The organism is Streptomyces spongiae (assembly GCF_009377185.1).
In the GTDB taxonomy this organism is placed as follows: Bacteria; Actinomycetota; Actinomycetes; order Streptomycetales; family Streptomycetaceae; genus Streptomyces; species Streptomyces spongiae.
Genome location: NZ_VJZC01000285.1, coordinates 1 through 12432, shown reverse-complemented (window position 1 = coordinate 12432; position 12432 = coordinate 1). Strand labels below are relative to the sequence as shown.

8 protein-coding genes and 1 pseudogene are annotated in these 12432 nt (G+C 68.1%); 6 read left to right on the top strand and 3 right to left on the bottom strand.

Features of this window, described 5'->3' with window-relative positions:
- Together FNH08_RS30235 and FNH08_RS30230 are read right to left on the bottom strand one after the other, a co-directional pair.
- The coding region (locus FNH08_RS30235; protein ID WP_228034446.1) for a phosphatase PAP2 family protein at positions 1 to 1066 on the bottom strand (1066 nt) is incomplete at its 3' end.
- A 133-nt stretch (positions 1067 to 1199) separates the two neighbouring features.
- Complete coding sequence (locus FNH08_RS30230) at positions 1200 to 2234, bottom strand: LacI family DNA-binding transcriptional regulator (RefSeq protein WP_322725760.1); 1035 nt, start codon at positions 2232 to 2234, stop codon at positions 1200 to 1202.
- Positions 2235 to 2634: 400 nt separating this feature from the next.
- Between FNH08_RS30230 and FNH08_RS30225 the strand changes: the two genes are divergently transcribed.
- The 4 genes from FNH08_RS30225 (at position 2635) to FNH08_RS30210 (ending at position 7787) form a co-directional block, all read left to right on the top strand.
- Positions 2635 to 3906, top strand: a complete 1272-nt coding sequence (locus FNH08_RS30225; protein WP_152774709.1) for an extracellular solute-binding protein — start codon at positions 2635 to 2637, stop codon at positions 3904 to 3906.
- A 111-nt stretch (positions 3907 to 4017) separates the two neighbouring features.
- Positions 4018 to 5022 carry a carbohydrate ABC transporter permease gene (locus FNH08_RS30220; protein ID WP_152774708.1) on the top strand — a complete coding sequence of 335 codons (1005 nt, stop codon included), beginning with the start codon at positions 4018 to 4020 and terminating at the stop codon, positions 5020 to 5022.
- 13 nt (positions 5023 to 5035) lie between these two features.
- Complete coding sequence (locus tag FNH08_RS30215; protein WP_152774707.1) at positions 5036 to 5947, top strand: sugar ABC transporter permease; 912 nt, start codon at positions 5036 to 5038, stop codon at positions 5945 to 5947.
- Positions 5948 to 6110: 163 nt separating this feature from the next.
- Complete coding sequence (locus FNH08_RS30210) at positions 6111 to 7787, top strand: glycoside hydrolase family 13 protein (protein ID WP_152774706.1); 1677 nt, start codon at positions 6111 to 6113, stop codon at positions 7785 to 7787.
- Positions 7788 to 8225: 438 nt separating this feature from the next.
- Here the strand turns inward: FNH08_RS30210 and FNH08_RS30205 are convergent, their stop codons facing one another.
- On the bottom strand, positions 8226 to 9284 hold the full coding sequence (locus FNH08_RS30205) for a M4 family metallopeptidase (RefSeq protein WP_152774705.1): 1059 nt from the start codon (positions 9282 to 9284) through the stop codon (positions 8226 to 8228).
- Positions 9285 to 9583: 299 nt separating this feature from the next.
- Here FNH08_RS30205 and FNH08_RS30200 point away from each other — a divergent pair, with 299 nt between their 5' ends.
- Together FNH08_RS30200 and FNH08_RS30195 are read left to right on the top strand one after the other, a co-directional pair.
- Positions 9584 to 10963: an alpha-amylase gene (locus tag FNH08_RS30200; RefSeq protein WP_152774704.1), complete on the top strand. Its 1380-nt coding sequence runs from the start codon at positions 9584 to 9586 to the stop codon at positions 10961 to 10963.
- Between the two features lie 252 nt (positions 10964 to 11215).
- Positions 11216 to 12193, top strand: a pseudogene (locus FNH08_RS30195) (non-reducing end alpha-L-arabinofuranosidase family hydrolase); the annotation flags it as partial.
- Between the last annotated feature and the right edge of the window lie 239 nt (positions 12194 to 12432).

Genomic DNA, 12432 nt, shown 5'->3' with positions numbered 1-12432 from the left:
CCTCGGTCCGGCGGGTCTGTGGGGGTGTGAGGGGCTCGGTGGCGGACGCCGGCCGCTGCGGGCGGACACCCCCCGGCACACCCCCTGCGGTGCGTACGCGGCTGCGGGCCGGTGGGGGCGTCGGTGCCTTCTCGTCGTCGGGTGCGCCCGTGCTCTTAAGGGGCGCGGGGAACTGCGCGACCAGCCACGACGGGACCGCAGCCGGCCAACGACGGGACCCGGCAGACGAGACCCCCTGAGCCGCCGGAGGCGTGCGCGGGAGCGAGTACGGCAACACCCCGTACCAGAGGCGGGCCACCGCGTAGCCGAAGGCGAGGCAGATCAGGCCGCCCACCGCGTCGAGCCAGAAGTGGTTGGCCGTGGCGACGATGACCACGAGGGTCGCCGCCGGGTACAGAAGGCCCAGCACGCGGGCCCACGGCACGGAGGAGAGCGCGAAGATCGTCAGGCCGCACCACACGGACCAGCCGATGTGCATGGAGGGCATCGCGGCGTACTGGTTCGACATGTGTTTCAGGTCCCCGGAGGCCATCGAGCCCCAGGTCTCGTGGACCAGCACTGTGTCGACGAAGCCGCCGCCCGTCATCAGGCGGGGCGGGGCCAGTGGGTAGAAGTAGTAGCCCACCAGCGCCACGGCCGTCGTCGCGAAGAGCACCAGACGCGTGGCCGCGTAGCGACCGGGGTGGCGGCGGTAGAGCCAGACCAGGACGCCGAGGGTCACGATGAAGTGCAGGGTCGCGTAGTAGTAGTTCATGCCCACGACCAGCCACTCCACCGCGTTCACGGCGTGGTTCACCGAGTCCTCGACCGCGATCCCGAGGTGCTGTTCCACCTTCCACAGCCAGTCGGCGTTGGCGAGGGCCTCGTGCCTCTGCTCGGGCACCGCGTTGCGGATCAGTGAGTACGTCCAGTAGCTGACCGCGATCAGCAGGATCTCGAACCAGAAGCGGGGGCGCCGAGGGGTGCGCAAACGGCGCAGACGGCCCCGTCCCGCCGTCTCTTCCGCGACGGAGGGTGGAGCGGCCGACTCCCGGCCACCCAGTGTCGTCACGGTCGTGTCACCCATGGGCACAGAGTCTGCCAGAAAAGACTTCCCCTCCAGATCATCCCCCGGTTGGGTCCGGGACGCACGTTGTCGGTAGTAGACAGACGTGGACGTCCAGTGCCCGGGTACCGGTGCGGATCCTCTGGTCTCCGACCTACGGACGAGACCGGTCCCCAGGGGCCGAAGCGGTCGAACCACGCACCACCAGCTCCGGCATGAACACGAACTCACTGTGGGGTGCCGGTGTCCCGCCGATCTCCTCCAGGAGCGTGCGGACGGCGGCCTGGCCCATGGCCGGGACCGGCTTGCGGATCGTGGTCAGGGGCGGGTCCGTGAAGGCGATCAGGGGCGAGTCGTCGAAGCCCACGACCGAGACCTTCCGCGGCACCTCCAGGCCCCGCTGCCGCGCCGCCCTGATCGCGCCCAGCGCCATCATGTCGCTCGCGCACACCACCGCCGTGCAGTCCCGGTCGATGAGCGCGGTCGCCGCCGCCTGGCCGCCCTCCAGGGTGTACAGCGAGTGCTGGACCAGCTCCGTCTCGACGGCCTCCGCCGGCAGGCCCAGCTGGTCCTGCATCGTGCGCACGAAGCCCTCGATCTTGCGCTGCACCGGCACGAAACGCTTAGGACCGAGGGCGAGGCCTATGCGGGTGTGGCCGAGGGAGACGAGATGGGTGACCGCGAGCGTCATGGCCGCGCGGTCGTCCGGCGAGATGAAGGGGGCCTGGACCTTCGGCGAGAAACCGTCCACGAGGACGAAGGGCACGCCCTGGGCGCGCAGCTGCTCGTAGCGCTGCATGTCGGCGTTCGTGTCCGCGTGCAGCCCCGAGACGTAGATGATGCCGGCGACCCCGCGGTCCACCAGCATCTCCGTCAGCTCGTCCTCGGTGGAGCCGCCAGGGGTCTGCGTGGCCAGCACCGGGGTGTAGCCCTGCCGGGTCAGCGCCTGGCCGATGACCTGGGCCAGGGCCGGGAATATCGGGTTCTCCAGCTCCGGGGTGATCAGGCCCACCAGACCCGCGCTGCGCTGCCGCAGCCGTACGGGACGCTCGTAGCCCAGCACGTCGAGCGCGGCCAGTACGGACTCGCGGGTGGTCGCCGCGACGCCCGGCTTCCCGTTCAGGACGCGGCTGACAGTCGCCTCGCTGACCCCCGCTTGGGCTGCGATGTCGGCAAGCCGTGTGGTCACAGCACCGGACTGTACCGGCCGGGTCTCCGCTTGCCCACCGGCCCGGCGGCGGGTGCGGGCGGGGGTGCGGCCCGATGCGGGCTGCTGCGTCATCGCGGTCCCTCGTGATTCTGATCGGGGTCGGTCGGTGTCCGGTCCGCAACGGATGATCCCCGCCCCGGAAACGTATGGCAAGTGCTTGCAGCTCCTTGCACAAGCGTCCGAGGGTCCACTGATCGCGCAGAACCCGATCTCGCGGCGGTCGACCGCAGGTCACGCACAGGTAACTCTCGCTGTCTCTTGCACTTTTTTTCTGCAAGGTCTTTCGCAACGATTGCAACGCTGTTACGTTCACGTCGCCCGGCGGCCTCCCCCACTCGATGTCACTCGAGCTGGGGGACCTCACCCTCAAGGAGAACTCATGCGGCGTGGCACAGCGGCCACCGCGCTGGTGGCGTCCCTCGCCCTCGCGGCGACGGCCTGCGGCGGAAGCGACAGCGGCGACAACGCCGGCGGTCCGGTCACCATCACCTGGTGGGACACCTCCAACGCCACCAATGAGGCGCCGACGTACAAGGCCCTTGTCCAGGAGTTCGAGAAGGCCAACAAGGACATCAAGGTCAAGTACGTCAACGTCCCCTTCGACCAGTCGCAGAACAAGTTCGACACGGCCGCCGGCTCCAAGGGCGCCCCCGACGTACTGCGCTCCGATGTCGGCTGGACGCCCGCCTTCGCCAAGAAGAGCTTCTTCCTGCCGCTGGACGGCACAGAGGCCCTCGCCGACGAGAGCAAGTTCCAGCCCAACCTGATCAAGCAGGCCCAGTACGACGGCAAGACCTACGGTGTCCCGTTCACCACCGACACCCTCGCGCTCGTCTACAACAAGGCCCTCTTCGCGAAGGCCGGCATCAAGGAAGCCCCCAAGACCTGGGACGACCTGAAGAAGGCCGCCGCCACGATCAAGAGCAAGACGGGCGTCGACGGCTACTGGGGCTCCACCCAGGCCTACTACGCCCAGACCTTCCTCTACGGCGAGGGCAGCGACACCGTCGACGCCGCCGCCAAGAAGATCACCGTCACCTCGCCCGCCGCCAAGAAGGGCTACGAGACCTGGCTGGGTCTCTTCGACGGCAAGGGACTGCACAAGGCCGACACCACCGCCGACGCCTACGCCCACATCCAGGAGGCGTTCGTCAGCGGCAAGGTCGCCGTGATCATCCAGGGACCCTGGGAGATCACCAACTTCTACAAGGGCTCGGCCTTCAAGGACAAGGCCAACCTCGGCATCGCCACCGTCCCGGCCGGCTCCACCGGCAAGGCGGGCGCCCCGACCGGCGGCCACAACCTCGCCGTCTACGCGGGCTCGGACAAGGCCCACCAGGCGGCCGCGCTGAAGTTCGTGAAGTTCATGACCTCGGCGAAGTCCCAGGAGACCATCGCCCTGAAGAACTCCACGCTGCCGACGCGCGACGACGCCTACACCGCCGAGGTCAAGGCAGACCCGGGCATCGCCGGCTACCAGGCCGTCCTCTCCTCCGCCCAGCCGCGCCCGGCCCTGCCCGAGTACAGCTCCCTGTGGACCCCGCTCGACACCGAGCTGAACCAGATCGCCGGCGGCAAGGAGTCCCTCGACAAGGGCCTGAGCAACGGCGAGACCGCCATCGCGAAGCTGGTCCCGGACTTCAGCAAGTGACTCCGAGTGGCCGTCGCGTCTGCCTGTATCCGGGGGACAGACGCGACGGCCACCGGCCTGTGCCCAGGCTCAGCCCCCTGATCCGCAGATCCTCACGAAGGTTGTCGAACCATGACAGTCGTCATCGACCGCGCGACCGGCAAGCGCCGCGGTGAGCGGGCGCCGCGCACCGGCCCGCTGACGCGTCTGAAGCACGGGTACCAGAAGTACTGGTACGCGTACGCCATGATCGCCCCCGTGGCCGTCGTCCTCGGCGTCCTCGTGATCTATCCCCTGGTGTACGGCGTCTACCTGTCACTCACCGACGCCGACAGCCTCAACTCGGCCCGCACCATCGGCGTCAACCACATCGAGGCCACCTACCAGTTCATCGGCCTCGACAACTACGCCGACATCCTGTGGGGCGACACCGCGTACGACCGCTTCTGGTCGCACTTCATCTGGACGATCGTCTGGACGGCCGCCTGCGTGGCACTCCACTACTGCATCGGCCTCGGCCTCGCGCTGCTGCTCAACCAGAAGATCCGCGGGCGGACCCTCTACCGCCTCCTCCTGGTCCTGCCCTGGGCCGTGCCCACCTTCGTCACCGTCTTCGGCTGGCGCTTCATGCTCGCCGACAGCGGCGTCATCAACTCGGCCCTCGACGCGCTCCACCTGCCGGCACCCCTGTGGCTGGAGGACACCTTCTGGCAGCGGTTCGCCGCGATCATGGTCAACACCTGGTGCGGTGTCCCGTTCATGATGGTCTCGCTGCTCGGCGGACTGCAGTCCATCGACGCGTCCCTGTACGAGGCCGCCGAGATGGACGGCGCGAGCGCCTGGCAGCGGTTCCGGTACGTCACCCTGCCGGGCCTGAGGTCGGTCAGCTCCACCGTCGTCCTGCTCGGCGTGATCTGGACCTTCAACCAGTTCGCGATCATCTTCCTGCTGTTCGGCAACACCGCCCCCGACGCCGACATCCTCGTGACCTGGGCGTACCACCTGGGCTTCGGCCAGCAGCCGCGTGACTTCGCGCAGTCGGCGGCCTACGGCATCCTGCTCCTCTCCATCCTGGTCGTCTTCACCGCCGTCTACCGCCGCTGGCTGAACCGCAACGAGCCGCAGCCCGCGATCTGAGGCAGGAGTCCCCATGAGCACCACCACCCAGCTGACCTCCTCCGCGGCGGCGGACCAGACACCTTCCACCGCCGCGCCCCGCAAGGTGCGCCGCCGCGGTGAGAAGAGTCCCGGCGCCTCGCTCGCCACGCACGGCGTCCTCGTCGTCGCGAGCCTCATCGCGCTCTTCCCGGTCGCCTGGCTGGTCTTCCTGTCCCTCGGCCCGGACAAGGACGACTATCTGCACCCCGGGGGCATCCTCGGGAAGATGACGTTCGACAACTACGTCTTCGTGCTGCGGGAGACGGACTTCTTCGACTGGCTGAAGAGCACGCTCGTCGTCTCGCTCGGCACCACGGTCATCGGCGTCATGGTCGCCGCGACGACCGGTTACGCGGTCTCGCGGATGCGCTTCCCTGGCTACAAGAAGTTCATGTGGGTGCTGCTGGTGACCCAGATGTTCCCGATAGCCGTACTCATCGTGCCGATGTACCAGATTCTGTCGGAACTCCAGCTCATCGACAGTTACCTTGGCCTCGTCCTCGTCTACTGCTCGACGGCCGTGCCGTACTGTGCCTGGCTCCTCAAGGGGTACTTCGACACGATCCCGTTCGAGATCGACGAGGCGGGACGCGTCGACGGGCTGACCCCCTTCGGCACGTTCGCGCGGCTGATCCTTCCGCTGGCCAAACCGGGCCTGGCGGTCGCCGCGTTCTACAGCTTCATCACCGCGTTCGGCGAGGTCGCCTTCGCCTCGACGTTCATGCTGTCCGACACGAAGTACACCTTCGCCGTCGGTCTGCAGAGCTTCGTCAGTGAGCACGACGCACAGCGCCAGTACATGGCGGCGACCGCCGTGCTGATCGCCGTCCCCGTCTCGGTGTTCTTCTACCTCGTGCAGAAGAACCTGGTGACCGGACTGACGGCGGGCGGCACGAAGGGCTGACGCCCGCTCCCCGGACTCCCGCGCGCCCGCCGCGCGGGTGGCGGCCGCGGTGCCGATCCGACCCCGCAGCACCGCGGCCGCCTTCGTCATCCGACCCGAGACATCGATGACCCGAAACCGAACCCGAACCCTCGTCCGATCCCTCTTACGCACCAAGGACGCCATGAGCCAGCACTCCGCCGATCCGTCCCCGGCCCCCTCTGCGACGACGGCCCTCGCCACCGTCGCCGGACACCGCGACTGGTGGCGCGACGCGGTGATCTACCAGGTGTACCCGCGCAGCTTCGCCGACAGCGACGGCGACGGCATGGGCGACCTGGAGGGCGTGCGCTCCCGCCTGCCATACCTGCGTGACCTGGGCGTGGACGCCGTCTGGCTGTCCCCCTTCTACTCCTCCCCGCAGGCCGACGCCGGCTACGACGTGGCGGACTACCGCGCCGTGGACCCCATGTTCGGCAACCTCCTCGACGCCGACGCCCTGATCCGCGACGCCCACGCGCTGGGCCTGAGGATCATCGTCGACCTGGTCCCCAACCACTCCTCCGACCAGCACGAGTGGTTCAAGCGGGCGGTGGCCGAGGGAGCGGGTTCGCCCCTGCGCGACCGCTACCACTTCCGCCCGGGCAAGGGCGCGAAGGGCGAGCTGCCGCCGAACGACTGGGAGTCGATCTTCGGCGGCCCGGCGTGGACGAGGGTGCCGGACGGGGAGTGGTACCTGCATCTCTTCGCGCCCGAGCAGCCCGACTTCAACTGGGACCACCCGGCCGTCGGCGACGAGTTCCGCTCGATCCTGCGCTTCTGGCTGGACATGGGCGTCGACGGCTTCCGCATCGACGTCGCGCACGGCCTGGTGAAGGCGGAAGGGCTGCCCGACCTGGGATCCCACGACCAGGTGCGGCTTCTGGGCAACGATGTCATGCCGTTCTTCGACCAGGACGGTGTGCACGAGATCTACCGCCAGTGGCGGCTGGTCCTGGACGAGTACGCCGGTGAGCGCATCTTCGTGGCGGAGTCATGGACCCCGACCATCGAGCGCACGGCGAACTACGTCCGTCCGGACGAGCTGCACCAGGCGTTCAACTTCCAGTACCTGAGCACCCATTGGGACGCGGCCGAGCTCCGCTCGGTGATCGACCGCACCCTGGACGCGATGCGCCCGGTCGGCGCCCCCGCCACCTGGGTGCTGTCCAACCACGACGTCACCCGCCACGCCACGCGCTTCGCCAACGAGGCGGGCCTCGGCACGCAGATCCGCTCGGCGGGCGACCGCGACCTGGGCCTGCGCAGGGCGCGTGCGGCGACCCTGCTGATGCTGGCCCTGCCCGGCTCGGCGTACCTCTACCAGGGCGAGGAGCTGGGCCTGCCCGACGTGGTGGACCTGCCGGACGAGGTGCGCCAGGACCCCGCGTACTTCCGGGGCGCGGGCCAGGACGGCTTCCGTGACGGCTGCCGGGTGCCGATCCCGTGGACGCGCGAGGGCTCGTCGTACGGCTTCGGCGCGGGTGGCTCGTGGCTGCCGCAGCCCGCCGACTGGGGCGAGCTGAGCGTCGAGGCCCAGACGGGGGCGCCGGACTCCACCCTGGAGCTGTACCGCACCATGCTCGCCGTACGCCGCGAGCGGCCCGACCTGGGCGCGGGCGACTCGGTGGAGTGGCTCAAGGCCCCCGAGGGCGTTCTCGCCTTCCGCCGCGGCGAGTTCGTCTGCGTCGCGAACACCACCGGAGAGGCGGTCCGCATCCCCGCGTACGGCCGCGTCCTCGTCACCAGCGGCGAGGTGACGGTCGCGGAGCAGGAGGCGAAGCTGCCGGCGGACACGACCGTGTGGTGGACGACGGACTGAGGGTTCCGCGAGGAAGGGTCTCCCAGCGGTCTGCGGCCGGCCCGTCAGGGCCGGCCGCACGATGGGCCGACGGCGCGCCACGGTCTCAGGTCCGGGCCGGGGAACCGGGCCCTTCCCAGGTGACGTCGCAGGCGTCGCAGCCCCAGTGGAAGTGCTGATGAGACCGGCTCCCGCGCGGCACGAGCTTTCTCACCGGGTTGCCGCAGGACCAACAGGCAGCCTGGATCCTGATGTGGTTGTTGTCGAGGGCGGCGGTCACGGACCCGGACGCGGGCGGTGAATCCGGCGATGAAACGGGGAGCAAGATCAGTTCCTCGGCGCGGGGGCTGTGAATCCTGCTATTGGACCACGTACACCCGGTATTTCGGTCCGAGGATCTTCACCACATGCAAAAAGGTGACGGATCTCGCGCGTGAGTGCCTGCCCGCCGCGGGTCGGTCAGTGGATTCCGACGTCCCGGAATGCCGAGCGCACGGTTTGCGCGGCATTCCGCGCCACCTTGTTCTCGCGGGCGAGAATGCGCGCCTGTGCGCTGAGCACCGTGGCCGCGTCGGCGAATTTCGCGGTCGCCCAGAGGTTCTGCAGCCCGGCGTACCAGATCAGGCCGGCCTGAGTGGTTCCGATCTCCATCGCCACCAGGTAGAAGGCGCGGTTCGGGATGCCGCTGTTGATGTGCACACCCTGGTTGTCCTCCGGCCCCGGGAAGTAGCCGCTCATGTGCGCGGGCTGCGGGTCCTTGCCCATGATGGGGTTGTCGAAGGCCGTGCCGGGGTGGGCCATCGACCTGAGGGCCTCACCGTACTGGTCCTCGGCCATCACTTCGTCGCCGATGAGCCAGTTGGCCGTCCCGGCATCCTCCTTCCGCATGTGCTGCTCCATGAGGCTCCCGAATACGTCGGCGAAGTGCTCGTTGAGGGCTCCGGACTGGCCCTGGTACTCGAGTTTCGCGGTGTACTGCACGACGCCGTGCGTCAGCTCGTGCCCCAGGACGTCAGGAGACTTGCTGAAGTCCGTGAAGATCGTTCCGTCGCCGTTTCCCAGAACGATGTTCTTCTCGTCCCAGAAGGCGTTGTCGAATTCGACGCCGAAATTGACGTAGACGTTGATGTCCATGCCCCGGTGGTCGATGCTGTCGCGACCGAGGACTTCGGCATAGAACGTGCGCACCGCTCCGACGTGGTCGTAGGCCGTGTTCGCGTTCTTGGGGGTGCCGACCGCGGGATCGCTCTCTCCGCGGATCTGCTGGGCCGAGGTCAGGTCCCACTGGTTCTGGGCGTCATGAATGACGCGGTCGGACTTCCCCGGCCGGGGAGTCGTCAACGTCGCGAGATCGATCATGCTCCGCGCCCTGCGGTCGCGGAACTGCTTGCTCGCGGTCGCCGACAGGGTGGCCGGGTGCGGCTCCCTGGTGTCGACTCCCGTGACCTTCGCGATGTGGTCGAGGATGTGGGGCGGGACGAACTGGCACTTCGGACCGCTGTGACGGTGGCATCGCATGCGACGGGACCTTTCGGACCGGGTGTGGGGGACATCCCAGGGCTACCCCGCCACCTGCCGTTGCGGTGTCCGTCGCCGCGCCAATCACCCCTCTGGCCCTGTGTGCCACCCGGGGGCGACGGGGTGATCGGCCTCGGGTCGCGGGCCGCACCCACAGCGCCCAGATCAACAACACCCAGAGGGTTGACCGTTGAACAACGGGCTCGTACCGTCTGCTTGGCTGAAATATTTCAGTCGGTTTGCAGCAAGAACCTTCAACGCCACTCCCCGTGGCGCCTTCAATGAAGAAGGACCCCCACATGGCCAGCAGAACCCTCTCCGGCGGCCTCGCCCTCGCGGCGGCCGTGGCCGCACTTGTCATGTCCCCGACTGTCGCCGAGGCGTCCCCGCCCGGCAGCAAGGACGTCACCGCCGTCCTCTTCGAGTGGAAGTTCGACTCGGTCGCCAGGGAGTGCACCAACACCCTCGGCCCCGCCGGCTACGGCTACGTCCAGGTCTCGCCGCCCGCCGAGCACATCCAGGGCTCCCAGTGGTGGACCTCGTACCAGCCGGTGAGCTACAGGATCGCCGGACGGCTCGGTGACGCGACCGCGTTCCAGAACATGGTGAACACCTGTCACGCGGCGGGCGTGAAGGTCGTCGTCGACACCGTCATCAACCACATGTCGGCGGGCAGCGGCACCGGCACGGGCGGCTCCTCGTACAGCAAGTACACCTACCCCGGCCTGTACTCCTCGTACGACTTCGACGACTGCACCTCCCAGATCACCAACTACCAGGACCGCTGGAACGTCCAGCACTGCGAACTCGTCGGCCTCGCCGACCTGGACACCGGCGAGGACTACGTCCGCTCGGCGATCGCCGGCTACATGAACAGCCTGCTCGGCTACGGCGTCGACGGCTTCCGCATCGACGCGGCCAAGCACATCGACACCGCCGACCTCGCCAACATCAAGTCCCGGCTCAGCAACCCGAACGCCTACTGGAAACAAGAGGTCATCTACGGCAGTGGTGAGGCCGTGCAGCCCACGGAGTACACGGGCAACGGCGACGTCCAGGAGTTCCGTTACGCGTACGACCTCAAGCGCGTCTTCAACAACGAGAACCTCGCCTACCTCAAGAACTACGGCGAGGGCTGGGGCTACATGAACAGCTCGGTGGCCGGGGTCTTCGTCGACAACCACGACACCGAGCGCAACGGCTCCACGCTCAGCTACAAGGACGGCGCCAACTACACCCTCGCCAACGTCTTCACGCTCGCCTGGCCCTACGGCGCGCCCGACATCAACTCCGGGTACGAGTTCTCCGACACGGACGCCGGTCCGCCCAACGGGGGCACGGTCAACGCCTGTTGGCAGGACGGCTGGAAGTGCCAGCACGCCTGGCCCGAGATCCTGCGCATGGTCGCCTTCCGCAACGCCACGCGCGGGGAGTCCGTCACCAACTGGTGGGACAACGGGGGCGACGCCATCGCCTTCGGGAGGGGCGGCAAGGGCTTCGTGGCCATCAACCACGACTCCGGCTCCCTGAGTCGGACCTACCAGACCTCGCTGCCGGCGGGGACGTACTGCGACGTGCAGAGCAACACGACCGTGACGGTCAACGGCTCCGGCCAGTTCACGGCCACGCTGGGCTCGAACACGGCCCTGGCGATCTACTCGGGCAAGTCGAGCTGCTGAGCAGGCTCCGCCTCTCCCCGCGACCGCGCATTGTTGCCGCTGACAATGCGCGGTACGCGAGGGGTTGACGGTCGTGGTGGGCCGCCTTACGTTCCGGCACGAGATATGGGAGCGCTCCCACACCGTCAACCGATAGGAGTCGTGATGCGCGTGACAAGGCGTCTGGGGGTATTGCTCGGCGGGCTCGCCCTGCTGCTCGGTGCGGTGGTGGCGCCGTCGTCCGCGGCGCCGGGCGGAGCCGACAGCGAGGCCGAGAGTGCGGCGGCCCTCCCGGCCGGCTTCACTTGGAAGTCGAGCAACGTGCTCATCTCCCCGAAGTCGGACTCGACCCACAACCTCGCCGCGGTCAAGGACCCGTCGGTGGTGTTCCACAACGGCAAGTGGCACGTCTACGCCAGCACCGCGAACGCGAACGGCTCCTACAGCCTCACCTACACGAGCTTCAGCGACTGGTCGCAGGCCGCCTCGGCGCCGCAGTACCACCTCGACCGCAACCCCAACATCGGCACCGGCTACCGTGCGGCGCCCCAGGTGTTCTACTTCGCCCCGCAGCGGAAGTGGTACCTCGTCTACCAGACCGGCAGCGGCGGGTCGTACTCCACGGCGGACGACCCCGGAAAGCCCGAGACATGGAGCGCGCCGAAGAACTTCTACTCGGCGATGCCGGACATCATCAGGCAGAACATCGGCAACGGCTACTGGGTCGACTTCTGGACCATCTGCGACACGGCCAACTGCTACCTGTTCTCCTCCGACGACAACGGCCACCTGTACCGGTCGCAGACCTCCGTGGCGAACTTCCCGAACGGCTTCACCAACACGGTCATGGTGATGCAGGACTCCAACAAGTACCGCCTGTGGGAGGCCGCCAACGTCTACAAGCTCAGCGGATCCAACACCTATCTGCTGCTCAACGAGGCGATCGGCAGCAACGGCAAGCGGTACTTCCGGTCCTGGACGTCGAACAGCATCACCGGTACGTGGACGCCGCTGGCCGACACCGAGAGCAACCCCTTCGCACGGTCGAACAACGTCACCTTCGACGGCACGGCCTGGACCCAGGACATCAGCCACGGCGAGATGGTCCGCAGCGGCACCGACCAGACCCTCACCATCAACCCCTGCCGCCTGCAGTACCTGTACCAGGGCCTGAGCCCCTCGGCCTCCGGCCCCTACAACACCCTGCCCTGGCGGCTGGGCCTGCTCACGCAGACCAACTCGACCTGCTGAGCGTCCGCTGAAAGTTCTTTCCAAAGGTTTCAGGACTCTTGCTGTAAGCCTTTCGGCGGCGATACGGTCACGCGGGGTCGGACCCACGAGAGCCGTCATCGCAAGGAGTCCACGTCAGTGATACCCAGATGGCCGGCGCCGTACGGGCGCCGTACAGTCCAGGCCCGACGAATCGCTGCGGTCACCGCGACCGCGCTGGCCGCAGCACTCGTCCAGCCCCTCGCCGCCCGGGCCGACAC